We start from the raw sequence: 17,973 nt of genomic DNA on the forward strand, positions 1-17,973 counted from the left end.
TCTTTGCCCTATACTGGGTTTAGTATGATTTTCGGGTTCGGGTTATCCGGCGGGAAACAGCAATATTCGGGAGAAATTTATGGAATTACCTGTCGCAGTTCAGCAGGCTCTGGGTGAGACCGCAGCGGGTGTATCCTTGAGGGATGTCAGCACCGCCAGCCGAAAAGAACTGTTACGCATGGTCTTGCTGACTGATGAGCAAGGTAACCTTCAGGTGATTTGTCGCAAGGACGATCTGATTGATTTAGAACAGATGAACAAGGAACTCGGGCGTGATCTGCGTCTGATGAAGCGCCGCGAGCAAGTGCGGGTGAGAGAGCGGGCTGGCCTTAAAGCGCTTCCAGCACTGCCTTCATTGACCGGCTGGCCGACGCTTGTTGATGAGCGTGTGGATCAACTTTCTGCGGTTGCGTTGGAGCTTGGCGAACAGAATCTCGCGATGGTCATGCCTGCAGAGGACTTTCAGGCTCTGACAGCCAACGCCGATCGACACTCTCTTGCAGTCGCCCTGGAATCCATTTCGGTTAATTATGATGACCACGACAGAGATCGGGATCAATTCCATTCGGCCATCAAAAAATTCACCGGTTTAAGAATACAGCAGAGACTTGAAGATACGCTTGAGTTACCACCACTGCCTGAAACCGCGCAGAGAATCATCCATTTACGAGTAAATCCCAATGCTGTGATGGGGGACCTCGTTGATATCGTCGAGAGCGATCCAAGCTTGGCAGCGCAGGTGGTCAGTTGGGCGTCGTCTTCGTTCTATGCCGCCGCCGGCCGGGTAAAATCAGTCCATGATGCGGTGTCCCGAGTTCTCGGATTCGACCTTGTCATGAACCTGGCCATGGGCCTTTCGTTGGGGCGGGCATTAAAGCAGCCTCAGGATCATCCCGAAGGTTATGTGGATTACTGGCAGCAGGCTATCTGGCAAGCCCAGTCCGCCGGTATTTTGGCCAGCATGATGCCCCGCGGAGAGCGTCCTGTCTTTGGTCTTGCCTATCTGGGAGGCCTTCTCCACAACTTTGGCCACCTGGTTCTGGCGCAAGTGTTTCCGCCACATTTCAAGCTGGTATGCCGTTCGCTGGAAGTGAATCCTGATATTGATTCCTCCGTTACTGAACACTATTTACTTGGCATTACCCGAGAGCAGATTGCAGCCCAGCTCATGGAGAACTGGGGCATGCCCGACGAGGTCACACTGGCAATCCGTTATCAAAAGAATCGCTTCTACAGTGGATCGAACAGCGTGTACGCCCGTTTGCTCTGGCTCGGCCGGCAGTTGCTAACGGCACGAGGTGTAGCTCTCGGCGCTGGTGAAGAGGTTGATCAGGCAGTCTTCGATGAGTTGGGTCTTGATCGAGGGCAGGTTGAGGAACAGTTCGATGAACTGGTTCACAATAAAGATAGCGTTATGGCAATGGCCGGTATGATGAGTCAGTAAGGTCTACATCCCCATATTTTGATTCAAAAAAAGCCGGCTCAGAGGCCGGCAAGCTCACCCGCTTTATTGCAGAGTCGTCCAAACTTATCAGGAGAAAACAACGTTAGGTGGCACCTGCCGCAGATGATCGGTGCCCCCTTGCTTCTAATTTAGACCCTTATGGAAAAAAGAAAAGTCAACAGTTGTAACCTGGAAGGAATGATCGTCGTGTCAGTTTTTCACCGCGTCAGAACCTTTTGATTTCATGAGCTAAATTATTCTTTTTGTCGACCGAGTGGTTACAAAATGTTACAAAAATAAGGTCTGACCAGTTCCTGGATGCTTGAATAGCTGACTCTAACCTGAAAAGGAGTGGTGTCGGATAGCGGTTGCGGCCCGGCGAATCGCATCGGCATGCTTCTGTTCCACTTCGAAACGTTCCTTGTCCATCTTGTCCACGAACTTTGTCTCAGTTGCTTGCCGTGCCCGGTGCGTGGGCATGTGCTGCAACTGGTCATGCACTTTCTGGAATACACTGAAAGGTGATTGCTCCAGCAACTCCGGAGCAATGTGATCGAGCAGGCCCTTGAGTCTGAGGCAGGCTTCCGAGTATTCGATCTGATCCTCTTCAACCGCCATCGCAATAACATGAACACTGCGGATCATGTCTTGTCTGCGGTTGGTCTGGAACGCCTCGGCTTTGGCCTGCCGCTTGCGATTTTCCGAAAGCAATCCCATCTGCCGCCGGATGAACACCGCCAGCAGAATGATGGCGATAACACCGGCAATAATCAGACTCCACTGCAGCCACTGGGGCATTTTCGGCTCCTTTTCTGAATCAGGCCCGTTTGCGTTGGCGCTCCGGGCGCCAGACTTTGACAGCAACAGGCTGTCCATTCAATACGGAAGTGCCAGAGAGCGGATCAATTCGACCGTCGCTGAGCAAGTCGTTGATGCTGGCACCGGCATGGGCAGCCGCCACTGACTGGCCAGTGCCGTCGCGGTCATGGCCCCAGCCATGGGGAATGGATACCACGCCGGGCATGACATCCTCGGTAATTTCAACCGGCAAGACTATCTGCCTGGATTCCGAAGATATTTCTGCAGAGTCAGCGGCCTGCAAACCCAGGCGGCTGGCGTCTTTGGGATGAATCATCAGGGTGCACCGGTCCTTGCCCTTAACCAGCCGCTGACTGTTGTGCATCCACGAGTTGTTGCTCCGAACGTGGCGCCGGCCAATCAGTTGCAGAGACTCGCCGGCCGGTGCAGCCAGGGCCTCATGCAGCCTGCCAAGGTCGTCCAGGTAGCGCCTTGGCGCAAGGTTGATCTTGCCATCGCGGGTAAACAGGCGTTCAGGCAGGGACGGCTGGAGAGGGCCCAGATCGACGCCGTTCGGGTTGTCCTTCAGGGCACTCAGGGAAAGCCCTTTCGGTAGCTCCTGCCAGTGGCGGTTCAGGGGGCTGAGCTTGGCCAGTCCACGAAGCGGATGTCGTTTCGGCAGGATATCCATCACCAGATCGACCGCAGGCTGCAGCAAGCCCCGCGCACGCCCGGCATCAGCGCCATAGGGGCCGGATCGCAAGAGCAGATCAAGAATCGGGTCTGGCCCAATCTGCTTGAAGGCGCGCCAGCCGAGTTCCGCCCGCAGGGCCAGTTGCCCACCTTTCCGGAGCTTTTCCAACCGGTGGGCCAGCTCCAGTAGAATCTGCCAGTCATGGCGGGCTCCCGGGCCGGCATCGAACAGTGCTTCGCTGTATTTGGCGAAATTGCGCACCGCAAACATGCTGAAAATCAGATCGTAGTGGCTACGTTCCAGCGCCGCGGTCGGGGGCAGGATGATATCCGCATGCCGGGTTGTTTCGTTGAGGTAATAATCCACCGAGACCATGAAGTCGAGGCCGCCCAGGGCTTCCTCCAGACGTCGGCCGTTGGGGCTGGAGAGAACGGGATTGCCGGCAACGGTGACAAAAGCCCTGATCTGCCCATCGCCAGGGGTTAACATCTCATCGGCCATGGTGCTGGCCGGGTATTCTCCGCCGAATTCAGGCAGCCCCTTCACGCGGCTGTGGCGCTTGCCGAAGTGACCCTTCTGACCGGCCATGGCACCAAGCTCTACCAGATCAATCGCCGGCTGCGAGAACAGAACGCCGCCGGGCAGGTCCAGTTTCCCGGTCAGGATGTTGAGGCAATAGGCCAGCCAGGTTGCCACACCGCCAAAGGTCTGGGTGCTTGTCCCCATGCGCGTGTAAAGAGCCGCCTTTCGCGTGGTGGCGAGCTGTCGGGTGAGGGCGCGAATGTCCTCCGCGGAAATACCGGTGTGTGCGCTGACCACTTCCGGGGTGAAGCTGAGAGCCGCCAGGCGCAGAAGGTCTGCGTCTTTCACCAGCCTTTCCGCCGGACCGGGATCCACCAGCTTTTCTTCAAACAATGTATGCACCATGGCCATCATCAGCAGGGCATCGCTTCCGGGCCGGACGAAGTGGAATTCGTCGGCCAGCTTTGCGGTCTCGGTGCGGCGGGGGTCCACCACAACCATTCTGCCGCCGCGCTGCTTCAGGGCCTTGAGTCGCCCGCGGAAGTCCGGAACCGTCATCAGGCTGCCATTGGACGCCATGGGATTGGCGCCAATGCAGATAAACAGATCCGTGTGATCGATATCGGGAATGGGGAAAAGAACCTGGTGCCCGAACATCTCGAGACTGGCGAGCATGTGAGGCAGCTGATCATTGGACGTTGCTGAAAACCGGTTCTGGGTTCCGATGGCTCGCAGCAATGGCATGGTGGCAACCAGGGAACCATGGTTGTGTACGTTTGGGTTGCCCAGGTAAACGCCGATGCTGTTGTGGCCGTGGTCCTGGCGGGTCTGGTGGAGCTTTTCGGCGACCAGGTCAAACGCCTCCGCCCACTCCATTTCCTGCCAGCCGGTCCCGGTTTTGCGTATCGGCTTTTTCAGGCGGTCCGGATCTTCGTGCAGATCCTGAAGCGCAACCGCCTTCGGACAGATATGCCCCCGGCTGAGCGGATCATTCTCATCGCCCTTTATGGAAGCAATCCGGCCGTCCTTCATTTCGATCGCGACACCGCACATGGCCTCGCAAAAGTGACAGGTACGATAGTGGGTGCCGTTTTCCATGAAGGGGCTCTCCTGAAAGGTTGTTGTCTTGCTATAGAAGTTTCAATCTGCAACCAGATTAGCAGCAAATGGCTTGGAGGGGGAAATAACCACCGTTTGTACCCTGTGCAAAAAGGGCCAACCCGAAGGCTGGCCCTTTGCAGTGGTTTCACAGCTTTTTACTGCTCTGCCGGGATCTCTTTGACCGGGTTGGATATGAAGTTGAGGTAGACGCCCTGTTCGGGGATTTGCAGGGGCAGATCAATCGTCACGATTTCGCCGCCAGGCACTCCAAGCGCCCGCGCCCGGACATTAATGTCGACCAGGTTTGAGTTGCGTTGCTCAATCTGCATCCGGCCGTCATCGAAGAAGGTGATGTTGCCCTCCAGTTCAAGCACAAACTCCCGACCGTACAGGTCGTGGCGGCCTCCCAGCGGGATTTCCATATCGGGCGCATCGAGCATCAATTCGGCCCGGGTTTTGAAGACCGGCTGGCCATTTTCACCCTCGGTTATTACCCCGGGTATCAGGCCAGAGCGGCTGCAGCCCGGGCCGGAACACGCCGGGTCGTCCTTGGCATAGCGCATGCGGAGGACCTGGGTATTGGTAATGGACTCCTCCTGGAGTGGGATAAATCCAAAAACCCGAAGCTCTGTGAACACACTGATCGATGTGGTCGCCAACTGTGTGGGATACAGGTTCACCAGAATCCCCTCATCGCCGGTTGGCTCATAAATGCCAGGGCCAATAACTTCCGTGTTGAGGGCGTAGGTCTGGTAGATGAACTTATCTTTGAGGCAACGCTCGCCGGTCTCGCAGCCAACCCGCGCATCGGCGGTACTGGCTACAATCACGGGCGGAGAGGCTGATGCTTCGTTATTGCGGACCCTCAGTTTCGTTGAATTGGCTGAAGCGGCCCAGCCATCAGCGTCGCTGCCCTGGTGGTCAAACGGCTCAAGACAGTCCGGGTTGGTGTTGGAGTCACAGTCCACAATGAAGTTGGCATTGGTGTCGCGAACTGGCAGGTTTCGCAGAGGCGTGAAAACGCTGTCCAGAGGCTCGGTTCCGGTGAAATAGATCACCATGTCGTCCGGTCCGTTGTTGCCACCTCCGTCATCAAGCCCTTCAAGCAGGTCGGTTTTCAGCGCAAGGCCATCGGAATCGCAAATTGAGGTGTAGCTTCCAGTCGAGCAGCTTCCTGCATCCTCCGATGACTTCAGGGTGTACCGATAGTGTGCGTCGGCTTCCCAGGGCTGGTCCGGGTAGAACCGGATCCGCTGGAGATTCTTTTCAAGTCGGCCAGGTAGGTTGCTTTCCACAACCGTGACCGAACCATTGGGTTCCTGCTTCACTCTCTCAACGATGAAGGTGTCTCCCTGAATAATGGAATTTAGGTCCATGGACTTGGAGAAGACAACGGTAATGGGACGATCTGACGGCATGGTGCTGACCGGTAGAGTGTCACCCACACCGCCATCGGAATAGCACTGTCCCAGTACGCCGGCGGAGAGATCCAGCAGACTATGATCGGTTTCGCACGGGTAGCCTGGATAGGTGGTCAGGGCCAGGGCAGGGCGCCGGGTTAAAGTGGAGCCGCCAATATCGTCCAGTGAAAACCGTAACGGTGCCACGGTGGCTGGGTTGCCGGCCAGATCGGTCAAACCATCGATGACGATTTCGTAGTCAACGCCATGGCGCAGGCCATCGCCCGGATTCACGATAACGGCAGTTCCGTCCAGTTGTGTCTCAAGTGTCTCAACAGGAACACCATCCGCGAACAGTGAAATTCCGGTATCAATGGAGTCCGCGGCAAGCGGCTCATCAAAGAACAGAATGACCGGATCCCCGGGGCGCTGCATGGACTGGCGCGTATCCGGAATGGCGTTGTCCGGTCCGGGCATCCAGCTGATCAGGCTGGGCGAAGTGCTGTCCAGCTCGCGGAGTAGCTCGGCATCCAGAACCGAATCGGCATCGGTGGCCGCCTGAAGATGGAACGCGATGGTCGAGTCGGTGAACTCCTGGCCGAGAAGGTTTGGCTCCACCATTCCGATGGCATCGATGGTCAATACGCCATCCTGCACCAGTGCGATGCCGCGCAACTCGACCCCCATCAGATCCTGGGAGAGTGCTGCGTTGGGCTGGGCGTTTTCGGTGTTCATGGAGACATCCATAAACAGCGTGATATGTCTGGGCGCGTTAATGTCATCGGTGTAGGGGTTGGGGCTCAGGTAGCCGGATGCGTCTGACAACATGGTGACCTTGATGTTGCCAGTAGTCTGGAGCTGACCGTTGGCGGCATCCAGCACAGGAACCTCGCCGCCCACCAGAACATCCAGACTGGTACTGTTCAGCACGCTGCCCCGGGCGATACGCAACGGAAGCGCTTCATCAGCCTCGAAGGCCGGCGCATAAGCCAGCTCTGCAAACAGATCGCCGGTCTGTTGGGAGGGGCCTGCTTCTCCCTGGAGCACCGAGTTGAGCGTGACGCCGTTAATGGCCTGGCCGTTCAGGACTGATCGGGTGACGTCTTGCTCCGCAATACCTGCGGCCAGCCCGGAATCAACAGCAGACTGCTGAAGTACGACCGTTGGGCCTGTCTCGCGGGGCGTGAATGCGATTTCCTCACTGAACCGGTCTGCTTCGGGCGAAGTCAGGCTGGCCAGGTTTTCCAGGCGCAGGGTATAGGTCTGGCCGGTGTCCAGGACATCGTCCTTGCTGCCACAGTCCCTGGGATCCTCGACCACACAAGGGTCCACCGTTATCCGATTGCCTTTCACCAGAACCATCGCTGGAACAACCTCTCCGCTGCCATCCAGCAGCTGGATGGAACCGCCCAGGGCCTTCCAGTCCGGATGGATCGGGTGGGTCATGGCCAGGCGGAATGTGGAGAAGTTCATGGCCTCGAACGGACTGTTGTTTGCCGGAACCTGCCAGGCGATACCAAAATCCGCGGCTGAGTTGGTTATGCTTGCTGGTCCGGAGAAACTTCCCCGAGTCTCGAACTGGATGCCGGCATCGCCGACCGCGTTGGGGGTGTCGATCTGGCGACCGCCCTCCGCAGCCAGCGGTTCGCTGAACGTCACCGTGTAGTCGCCGAGCGTGTCGAGTTCCGACGAGGGCGACAGCATGAGGCTTTTACCGCCGTCAATCCGGCTGATAGAAAAGGGCAGTGACTGTCCCTGAGCTTGCAGCAGAATCTTGTTTTGGAGATCTGCATCCTCATCGGTCAACGCATGGCTGAAGCGCAGAACAATGTCGGCTTTCGGGCTGACATCTGCCTGGCCATCAGCAGGGTAGGAATACACCACCGAGCCGGGGGAGGCTTTCTCATTCATGGTCTGTTCGTCGCCACCACAGGCGGCCAGTAACAGGGCGGGAACCAGTGCCAGTGTTTTGTTGTACTTCATGGCGTGCCCTCCTTAAAACTTCAGGGTGATGGAGCCGCTGACAACGTGAACGTCGCCGTCTGCCGTAACCGGTGTCTCGTTGCCGTCGAAATCCACCAGCGTGAAATCCCGTTCCTGCAGCTGCTGGTACTGGTAACCAATATCCAGACGGACGGGGTAGGCCAGCAGACGGGTGCGGTCGTAGGTGGCACTCAGGCCCAGGCCGACGACAATCTTGTCGGTATCGAGATAATTGATCTCCGGATTGCGAGTGGACTTGAGTGGTGATTCCTCATAGGCAACGCCGCCGCGCACGGAGAAGTTTTTGTTAAGAGCATATTCGGCGCCGATCCGTGGAATCAGCACGTCGTCGAACTGAATCCGGCTGCCCGCTGGCACAGACTGCTGATTCTTGATCGTGTCGGAAGAAAATTCGTTTTCCAACTCTGACCAATTCTGCTGCTCCACACTGCCACCAATCCGCCAGTTTTCACCCTTGTATTGAGCGCCAAAGCCGAAGGTTTCCGGCTGGAAGGAATCAATGGTGGAGACCGCCAGACTCAGGCCGGGATCCGGAATGGTCTGGGTGACAATGATGTTGGAATCAACCGACGTGGAGGCCGCTGACTTGGTTCGATAGGTGAATGCGGTTTCCCAGCCGTTCAGGAAGCACTCGCTGTCCGGGCAAAACGTGCTGCCCAGATCAATGGTGGTGCCCAGAATGGTTTTCAGTGACGGCTCGGCATTGACTGCAAGACGTTCCCGGCTGGTCTCGCCACCAAGGGTAGAGACCGCATCGAGGTTTGCCTGGGCATCCAGGGTGACGCGCACCGACGCACCGGCGGAAATGCCGCGCCAGAGTGGCGTAGCGCCCCCGATGTTCAGGAACAAAGGCTCCTTACCATACTGCAGGAACTGACCGTTCTCCGTGGTCTGCGAATCGAACGCCAGCATTTCCTTACCGTATTTCTCGACGCCGGCAATAAAGCCCAGATAGATCGGGTGCTTGAAGCGAGTCAAGGAACCCAGATTGGTTTTCATGCCAATCAGCACGTGCTGGCTCGGGGAGTTGGCCAGGATATCGCCATCGGCATTCGGGTTGGCAGAACGCAGTTCCTGTTCGGCATGCAGAATGCCAGCCGTCAGCTCCCCACGCTCATCTTTGGTCAGATAGGCTGGGTTGTAATAGGTGGCTGACACCTGGTCATTGAACATTGATAAGGATTGGGCCGTAGCTACATCCACCGGCATGACGCCATAGGTGGTGCCAAGGTTGCCCATGCTAGCGTTAACCGAAACTGAGAAACCGACAGAGGCGGCGGCGATCGCAAGAGAAAGTGCCCTTGACCGGGAAAGGGAGGAAAAAGCCATTGATACACTCCATTACTTCGTTGTTTTTATACTCGGGCCGCACTGGTGGTGAGCACGGCTGGTACTTTTGTTCAGGAGGTAGTGTATTCGGCTTGTCTTTTGGGGACGTTGGCTTTTTTGACGGGATTCGTTGGCGGAAAAACCATGGGGGGGGCGTGTCAGGCTGTAAATAATGCTGACACAACAAGGCTTGCTGCTCTCTCACTGTGGTTTTACAGGCTGATTGCTTTGAGACCTGAAATGGATATTCAAAAATCAAGTAAAAGGCCCCGGTTCGCGGGGCCAAAATTCACTTCTTTATCCTAACTTAGGATCGGGTAAAAAGACGTCTGACGCTTAGCCCAACAAGCCCCAACCCTAACAGTGCAATAGTGCCTGGCTCGGGTACCGTTACTGTCGAACCAACGAGTTTGAGGCTGCCTCCGCCGTCTTCCCCGGTCCGCTGCAATCTCATCAGAGCACCATTAGCTGTCAGTAGCGACGTATAGTTGAAGCTGATTTCGGCGTCCAACTCCTCAAAATTGCCGATACCGAATTCATCAATGCTGCCGCCCGCTCCCCGTCCAGCATCGAAGTCAATGAACTCAAGAGAAATACCGTCGAAAGAGTTGCCACTGCTGACGCTTTGCGTACCCTCCTTGACTTCCCATTTGTTGGTAACATCTGTGAAACTGGTGCCATCAGATTCTAAACGTTTGATCAAGAAGTTACTCATGTTTGCGATTACGAAATCCGGTGTGAAATCAAAACCGAAACCGGTGACGAGCGCATTCGTCGAGACATTGTCGATAGTAATGTCATACCTAAAAAAAGTGCCGTTATCGGTGTAATCTATAGTAATCGAGCCCCCTTCATCCCCGGCGCAATCACTGCCTAAGCTTGGGTCGCACGAGAAGTCGAAGGTGATGGGACCTGCATGAGCCGTTCCTGCAAAAGCAAGGAATGGCAACATGAGTAGGATTTTCTTAAACATTGTTTGCACTTTACGGTAGAAGTGTGAATTTAAACTCGTGTGTGACGTCAAAACCAAACTGGTCACCGCACTGAAACCAACTCCCTTTAATTCCCTGTTCATATCGATCACCTGCGTTCAATTACTCGGTTCAGTTGGGCATCTCGTCCGTGAAAGCATAACCGCTTGCTGAAACCCTGAGTTCGATGCTTGAGGATGGCGCCTTGGACGGCCTTATTCCTTAAAAGCCGGCATTGCCAGTTAGAGCAAGCAGAGATCGCGCCAGAAATTATATCTGGTTGTCTTTAAATGATTTCATTAAGAACAAGAACAGTCTGGGGAAAGGGTCTGTAAAATTTGTCGACGGTTAAGTCAATAAAACTCAGCAAGGCTCTTAATATGGAAAGCCCCGATTCCGCCATGGTTTTGGCGGTGTCCTGCTCGAAATACTGGGAAAACCCGGCGGGCTTTATTGCTGTTGCTAATGGTGGGCCCAGCAGGACTCGAACCTGCGACCAAGGGATTATGAGTTAGTTGGGCTGGCGTTATGCCTCGTTATACCTCCTTCCATGTAAACATACTATCCTATATAAATCAGTGCTTTGCATTTATACATAGTAATCTGTGCTAGTTCGTCGTTATACTAAAAACGCGTACATGACGCTTACAAGGAGTTTCGTGTACGCAAACGAGAGCGGCCGGCGACTGCGCCAACAGTCCCGACCGCGTGACCGACGTTCCGACTAGCAGGAGCAACGCCGATATGACCATTCTAACTGGATTCGACGCCCATGTGGGTACTCACTGGAGGGCGCGAGCATGACCGTCAAAAAATACAGCATCACCAATACCGCCGCAGCCTCAGAGGCAAAGTTCCCGACACCAGATAGCGGGCAGAGCATCTATTGGGACAAAACGCCGGGTCTTGGACTTCGCATTACTGCCGCAGGATCACGGAGCTGGATAGTGCAGGGGCGGGTCAACAATAAGTCCTGTCGCTTTACGCTAGCCCCCATAGAAGAAATGACCCACACCGATGCACGGGAGGAAGCGGGCAAGGTTCGGGCAATGATGCGGAAAGGGATAAACCCGCTCCATGAAAAGAAGAAGCGCCAGCAAGAGAATTTGGCGCAAGGCGAAACCCTCCGCCAGATCATGGAGGATTACGTGGCGCACAAGCGGACGAAAAACGGCCCGCTCCGCCCCAGTACCAAGGCGGATTACCGCTACTGTGTGGAGAACACGTTCTCGGACTGGGCTGACAAACCTGTGGCCACAATTACGCGTGATGCGGTCGTGCTGAAGTTCCGCGACCTCTCCAAGTCCGCCCCCGTACAGACGAACCAATCGTTCCGCTACTTAAAGGCCTTGCTGAATTGGGCGCGGGAGAAATATGCAGCACCGGATGGCACCTATACCATTCTGCCCGTCAACCCCGTTTCAATGGCCATCCGAAAAGGCGGACTGGTGCAGTGGAATCCTGAGAAGGCGAGGGACAGCCGTATCCCGAAGGCGAAGATCGGCGCGGTGTGGGCGATGCTTGAGGACTACGGCGACCCAGATAGGAATATAGCCACAACCTGCACCAGCGCCGACATGATCGCCTTTATGCTGCTGACCGGAGCAAGGGTTTCCGAGGCCAGTATGCTGACCTGGAACAGGGTCAAGCTCGATGCTGACGTGCCGACTTTCTACCTTGATATAACGAAGAACCACAATCCGATTACACTGCCGATCAGCGATGCGCTGCACGCGGTTCTGACTCGCCGTAACGAGGCACGCCGTAAGGGGAATGATTACGTGTTTCCCGCCATGCGGGGTAAGACCGGATACTTGAAAGACCCGAGGGCGTTACTCAAGAAAGTCTCAGATATTGCAGGGGATCACATTCACCCTCACGCACTGAGGCGCACGTTCTTGGATGTGGCGCAGATTGTGGGCGTTGATTCCGATCAGCGCAGGCAGTTATCAAACCACCTCGCCAGTGACGTTCATGGGACGAACTACGAGAACAACCCCGACCCGTCAATACTGATGCCTGCCGCTCAAAAGATAGGCTCTTGGATTACGGGGCAAGGCAGCGCGGCGCGGGCAGCGGCGAAGGGTGACAACGTGGTGCCTATGAAGGCATAGAGGATGGGTGAACAGGTGTTGCATTACAGTAACGCCTGTTCACTAACTAATTGATATTAAAGTAAAATAAAGCGGAAACTGCTTGCGTATCTGCACGTATAAAGTTACGTTAGTACGCATATCGCAAGGGGCTGCACAGAGCGCCTTATAACGAAGAACCTGTGACGTAACCCCAGCCGGTGGAGCAAGAGTAGCCAGCCTCCCAGGACACCGGACACAGGCCGTCCCCGTCAGTGGCCGAGTGACCATAATAAATCCCAGACGGCAAGCATTCGCCTGCCGCTCCCAATATCTCAAAAAGCGGTAGGCAAGATTCGGAGTCTTGCCATGAAGCTGCTCACCACGGAACAAGCTGCAACCTTCCTCGGGCTTTCGCCCAACACCGTCAACCAATGGCGCTACCTAAAGCGTGGACCTCGTTTCCGTAAAATCGGAAAGCTGGTGCGCTATGCCGAAGCTGACCTGCTCGAATACTTGGATCAGCAAGCCCGCACCGGAACGAGCCATCAAGGCCACCAATCCTATTAGCGCAAGGTATGGGTGTAACTATGTGCCTTTCGCAAATTATAGAAGTGCGCCAACCCTTTGCCGTCACTCCTGACGGGTCGAGTAACTGCGCTGTAAACAATTCAAGAAAAAGGGCCACCGGAACGCACTGTTTTCACAATGCGGTGGCGTGTTCCGGCAGCCCTTTGCTCGACAGGAGTGATTAGTAATGCCAAGCGAAAATACTATAGGGCAGCCACCGGCGCCGATGTTTGATAATTGCGCAGCCGCGCACAACGACACACAGGCCGAGAGCGACGGTCACCAGTACATTGGGGGCGGTGAGCCTGCAAGCGTGGCCACAGTGCCAGCACAGCCCGAGCAGTGGGCGAGCATACCGCAGGGATTGCGGGAAAGGCCGCAGTGGTGCTTGGCTGCACCCGATAAAACGCCGAGGAGGCCCGATGGCAGTCTAGCCAGTTCGACGAACCCCGCCACTTGGACTGACTTTGATACGGCATGTGCAGCGGCAAGTCAGCGAGGGTGGCACGTCGGGTACATGCTCCATGAGGCTGACCCGTTTACGTGCATCGACCTTGATATAAAGCCGGACTCCCCGCCTGATTTCCTCCAGCACTGCACCGACACAATCACCACTTTCGATTCCTATACGGAGCACAGCCGGTCGGGCGCTGGTTATCACATTTGGGTTGAGGGCGACGTTGGTGTTAGTGGCCAATTAAAATGACCCACTACTGGCCATTTATTTTGACCCACCCCCGGGTGGCCGTCAGGCCACAGAACCAGCTACTGTCCCCCGCTTTTATCGATAGCCGGGGGCATGTCAGTGAAGGAGTGGGTTGTGATACACAAAATCAAGGCACTGCACGATAACGGCAAAGGGTTGTCGATCCGCGCCATCAGTCAGGAACTGGGGCTGTCCCGCAATACCGTCCGCAAGTATCTGCGGATGAATGAGAACGCGATTTCAGAACAGATTGAAGATCCCTCACGCACCAAGCGCCTCGATGATCACCGGGATTATCTGGTGCATTTGCTCAAGCAATTCCCCAAGCTCAGCGCCGTCAAGATTGCCCGTAAGCTTCAGGCAAAGGTCGGCGACTTACCGGCCTCAGACCGTTCCATTCGCCGTTATGTGCGAGTGCTCAAGGAGGAAGTGGCCTCGGCCCAGATGCGCTATTACGAGCCCATTCTGGAGGATGTGCCCGGTGTTCAGTGTCAGGTGGACCCCGGTGAGTTGCGCGGCGTGCTGATCGGTGGCGAAGAACGCACGCTGCATTTTGTGGTGTTCGTGCTGTCGTACTCGCGGTTGATGTACGTGGGCCTGGCCTTCCGCCCGCTGGATACCCAGACGTTTATCCAGCTCCATGACGAAGCCCTGCGGTACTTCGGTGGCCTGCCGGATGAGTGCGTTTACGATCAGACCAAGCTGGTGGTGATCAACGAACAGTACCGCGAACTGACGCTCAACCAACGGTTTCATGAGTATGCCACCACGGCTGGATTCCGGATCCATGCCTGCGAAGGCTATGACCCGGAGAGCAAGGGCAAGGTGGAAGCCGGTGTTAAGTACGTCAAGCAGGATTGCCTCTACGGTGAAGTCTTCCGGGATCAGGAACACGTGCGTCAGCACGTGCAGGACTGGGTTGAGAGCGTGGCCAATGTCCGCATCCACGGCACCACCGGCGAACCACCGCGGGAACGCTTCGAACGGGATGAGCGAGAACATCTGGAGGCCTACCTGTCACCGGCTTGCGTACAGCCTGTGGCCCGCGAGACACGGCAGGTGGACAAGACCGGCCTGATCGCCTGGAAGGCCAACAAGTACTCCGTGCCCATGGCCTGGCAGCAGGCCCGGGTGGGCGTTCTGGAGTCCGGCAGTCAACTCCATATCAGCGACCTGAACACGGGCGAAGTCATTGCCAGTCATGCGCTGTGCGCCGACAAGGGCAAGGTGATCAAGAACACCCATCACTACCGGGATCATGCCCAGCGCGTGAACAAGCTGGAAGCTGGTATCAACGCCCTGATCAGCGACGAGACCGGGCACCGGTTGTGTCAGCAGCTCAAGCGCTCCGAGCCCAAGATCTACAAGGATCAGTTGGTGGCTGCCCGTGACCTGCTCAAGCGCCATGCGCCGGTGGATCCAGAGTTGATCACAGCGCTGGCAGAACGCCCCGGCATGACGGCCACACGACTGCAAAACTACCTGGAAGCAGCCCAGGCGGCCGTTCTGCGGGAGCGACAGCCGGAATCGTTACCGGAACCCAAGCAGGCATTGGATCTGAGCGCCTACCAGCGTCTTGGCCGCTCCAGTGGCCAGGGGGTGACCCATGAGCCAGCTTGAACAGACTGTAGCCCGTTACCGCAGCCTGCGCCTGAGCGCAGCCGCCGATGAACTAATCAACCTGCTGGCCGAGGCAGAAGCCAACGAGATGTCCTATCTCAGCTTCGCGGATCGGCTTGCCGAACACGAACTGGTTCAACGGCAGGACAAGCGCATCCACCGGAATCGGAAGATGGCCGCGTTCCCCGCCGAGAAGCGCCTTGAGGGCTTCGACTACCGGCACCAGACCACCATTAATAAACGCCAGGTGAACGCCTTGCTGGACTTCCAGTTCCTCGACGAACGGAACAACCTGGTGTTCATTGGCCCGCCGGGTGTGGGCAAGACCCACCTGGCCATCGGTATTGGCCACAAGGCAGTGGAAGCTGGTTACCGGGTATTGTTCCGCAATGCCCTGGATCTGGTGGAAGAGCTGGAACTGGCCGAGATGAAGGGTGAGCTGAAAAAACGGGTCAGCGCCCTGGCCAAATACGACCTGCTGATCATTGATGAGCTGGGTTACCTGCCCATGACCCGGCAGGCCCGCTACAATCTGTTCCAGTTGATCAACAGCCTGTACGAATACCGGTCGATCATCTTGACCACCAACAAGGACTTCACCAGTTGGGGCGAGTTCTTCCACGACGACAACGTGGCGGTGCCGATCATTGACCGGGTCATCCACCATTCGCACATCTTTATGTTGGGAGGAGAAAGCTATCGACTGAAGCAAAAAGCCACAAGATAGACTATGAAAGGTGGGTCAATTTTATTGGCCAAAGGTGGGTCAAAATAAATGGCCATTGACAGTTGGTGCAGGCCGCAGAGGCGGAGGGGTTGAGGTTTATTCGAAAGAGCGATTCATCATCTGCACTGGTCATATGGTGAATCCCAAGCCAATTGAAAACCGAGACCACCTCGTCAAGCAATACGCCAACATGATCGGAGGGAAAGAAGCCGAGTTTGAGGCGCTCCCTGATGCTCCCGCCGTCGAGCCTGACGAGTCCATTTTGCAGCGGGCCTTTCGGGCTGAGAACGGCGGGAAGATCTGCGCTCACTATAACGGCGACTGGGCGGAGATCGGCCATACCGACCACAGCAAGGCAGACGAATCCCTGTTGCAGATGCTTGCCCATTACACGCCGAACAACGAGCAGCTAACGCGTCTCTTCTTGGCTTCGGAGCTTGGGCAGCGCGACAAGGCGAAACGCAAGGACTACCTGCCCAGAACAATCGCCTATGTCAGAGCGATGCAGGCATCCGATTCTTCCCGGAATGCTCAGAGGGTCGAACACGGTCAGTTAATGGCTGCGGCACTCCTTGAGAACTTCGAAAGACAGCAGGAAGAACAGCGGGCACGCAACAAGGCGAGGGCAGAAAGCCGTATCAAGGTGTTCTCGGCTGCTGAGTTGGTTAAGCGTCCCCCTGTCCGTTGGCGGATCAGCGGCATTCTGCCAGAAGAAGGGTTTGCGGCCCTCTATGGCCCACCTGCCTGCGGCAAGTCCTTTCTCACGCTGGATATGCTGGCCCACATTGCTTCCGGTCAGCACTGGTTTGGCCACAGGGTCAGGCCATCGCCAGTCGCCTATGTGGCGTTCGAGGGGGCACACGGCGTACCTCAACGGGTGATGGCTTTCCAGCGCGAGTATTGGGCGCTTGATCAGATCAGCTTTATCGAAGCTCCCACGATCAGTCTTGTGGAACCCGCCGACCGAGAGGCGCTGATTGATGTTCTCCGGCAGCACCTGCTGACGAGCGGTGTTCTGTGTATCGACACCCTCGCAGCCAGTGCCCCAGGTATTGATGAGAACAGCAGCGAAGGGATGGGCAAGCTCATTTCGGAATTGCAGGCCATCCAGTATGAGGTGGGCGGCTGCATCCTCGTCGTCCACCACACTGGCAAAGACAGGGAGCGAGGTTTGCGGGGTTGGTCTGGTCTTAACGGGGCACTTGATGCGGCGATTGAGGTAACGAAGGCGGGCAGTGGTTCCAGATCATGGAAACTCACCAAAGCGAAAGACGGACAAGACGGACTGGGCGCACCGTTCGATCTCAAGCCGGTGTTTCTCATGCACGACGAATACGGCGAGCCGATTACCTCTTGCGTCATTGGACCCGCCGAGGAGCGGGACGATGTTGACCACGCTGCACATGCTGCCGCTGATGACGACTTTGTCTGGGAGTGGGTGAGGAAAGAGGTTGAAAAAGGAACCTTGGTGAGCGGTCGCTCTCTTGAGGCTCAGCGAGAACTAATGGGGGCTCAAAGGCAGCTCTCGCAGAAAGGGCTGAGGGATGCGATTACTCGACTTGTCTCTGAGAGACGCTTGCAACAGGAAAAGAAAGGAGGGAACACGTTTCTTCGAGCAGTTGAGTCAATGGGGGCGCGTTAGTGCGTTGGGGTGCGTTGTCGGGGCGTTGGGGATTGTTAACGCCCCCACCGCACAGCACCAGACGCACAGCACCCCCGAGGGGGTGCGTTAGTGCGTTAACCCTATACAACGCGCCCTCCTTAACGCACCCCCTAGGCCGCATGGTCAGAGCCGGAAAATCGGCAGGGAATCACGGCTCAGGGCGTTGCTCGGGCAGGGCGCTGTACCACTGTGGCCAAAAGGCGGGAAAACTGGCTTTCGTCGCTGAACCAGAAACGAGTAGTTGGATGGGTAGAAATTGTTTTTCGATTGTAGATATTTGTTTTTAATAAATAAATTTGTAGGTGTCTTTTGATCTATCCCATGCTTGTACTTGCTAAATAACTTTTCACAC

General features: G+C 56.2%; 11 protein-coding genes. 6 read left to right on the plus strand and 5 right to left on the minus strand.

The features are described 5' to 3' along the window. Nucleotides 1-79 precede the first annotated feature (79 nt). On the plus strand, nt 80-1,444 hold the full coding sequence (locus tag ACGK9W_RS20110; protein ID WP_008169582.1) for an HDOD domain-containing protein: 1,365 nt from the start codon (nt 80-82) through the stop codon (nt 1,442-1,444). Between the two features lie 336 nt (nt 1,445-1,780). Here the strand turns inward: ACGK9W_RS20110 and ACGK9W_RS20115 are convergent, their stop codons facing one another. The 5 genes from ACGK9W_RS20115 to ACGK9W_RS20135 all read right to left on the minus strand — a co-directional run bounded on the left by ACGK9W_RS20115 (nt 1,781) and on the right by ACGK9W_RS20135 (nt 10,367). Beyond that, complete coding sequence (locus tag ACGK9W_RS20115; RefSeq protein ID WP_405418408.1) at nt 1,781-2,242, minus strand: DUF2489 domain-containing protein; 462 nt, start codon at nt 2,240-2,242, stop codon at nt 1,781-1,783. Between the two features lie 19 nt (nt 2,243-2,261). Next, nucleotides 2,262-4,556, minus strand: coding sequence for a molybdopterin-dependent oxidoreductase (locus ACGK9W_RS20120; protein WP_405418410.1), 2,295 nt, complete (start codon nt 4,554-4,556; stop codon nt 2,262-2,264). A gap of 158 nt (nt 4,557-4,714) precedes the next feature. Next, complete coding sequence (locus ACGK9W_RS20125; RefSeq protein ID WP_405418411.1) at nt 4,715-7,942, minus strand: Ig-like domain-containing protein; 3,228 nt, start codon at nt 7,940-7,942, stop codon at nt 4,715-4,717. Between the two features lie 12 nt (nt 7,943-7,954). After that, a complete protein-coding gene (gene aupA, locus ACGK9W_RS20130) occupies nt 7,955-9,292 on the minus strand; it encodes an alkane uptake protein AupA (RefSeq protein ID WP_405418413.1) in 1,338 nt (445 codons plus the stop codon). A gap of 307 nt (nt 9,293-9,599) precedes the next feature. After that, complete coding sequence (locus ACGK9W_RS20135) at nt 9,600-10,367, minus strand: PEP-CTERM sorting domain-containing protein (RefSeq protein WP_405418414.1); 768 nt, start codon at nt 10,365-10,367, stop codon at nt 9,600-9,602. A gap of 696 nt (nt 10,368-11,063) precedes the next feature. Here ACGK9W_RS20135 and ACGK9W_RS20140 point away from each other — a divergent pair. The 5 genes from ACGK9W_RS20140 (at nt 11,064) to ACGK9W_RS20160 (ending at nt 17,600) form a co-directional block, all read left to right on the plus strand. Then, the gene (locus tag ACGK9W_RS20140) at nt 11,064-12,377 is read left to right on the plus strand and encodes a tyrosine-type recombinase/integrase (protein WP_405418416.1); all 1,314 of its coding nucleotides are present in this window, start codon (nt 11,064-11,066) and stop codon (nt 12,375-12,377) included. A gap of 327 nt (nt 12,378-12,704) precedes the next feature. Further along, nucleotides 12,705-12,905 carry a helix-turn-helix domain-containing protein gene (locus tag ACGK9W_RS20145; protein WP_374787664.1) on the plus strand — a complete coding sequence of 67 codons (201 nt, stop codon included), beginning with the start codon at nt 12,705-12,707 and terminating at the stop codon, nt 12,903-12,905. A gap of 820 nt (nt 12,906-13,725) precedes the next feature. Further along, the gene (gene istA, locus ACGK9W_RS20150) at nt 13,726-15,231 is read left to right on the plus strand and encodes an IS21 family transposase (RefSeq protein WP_082640780.1); all 1,506 of its coding nucleotides are present in this window, start codon (nt 13,726-13,728) and stop codon (nt 15,229-15,231) included. Continuing rightward, nucleotides 15,218-15,958, plus strand: coding sequence for an IS21-like element helper ATPase IstB (gene istB, locus ACGK9W_RS20155; RefSeq protein ID WP_053112996.1), 741 nt, complete (start codon nt 15,218-15,220; stop codon nt 15,956-15,958). The genes istA and istB overlap by 14 nt, the downstream gene beginning before the upstream one ends. A gap of 190 nt (nt 15,959-16,148) precedes the next feature. Continuing rightward, nucleotides 16,149-17,600: an AAA family ATPase gene (locus ACGK9W_RS20160; protein WP_405418418.1), complete on the plus strand. Its 1,452-nt coding sequence runs from the start codon at nt 16,149-16,151 to the stop codon at nt 17,598-17,600. Nucleotides 17,601-17,973 lie beyond the last annotated feature (373 nt).

The sequence above is a fragment of the Marinobacter flavimaris genome, assembly GCF_045057155.1.
Classification (GTDB): Bacteria; Pseudomonadota; Gammaproteobacteria; order Pseudomonadales; family Oleiphilaceae; genus Marinobacter; species Marinobacter manganoxydans.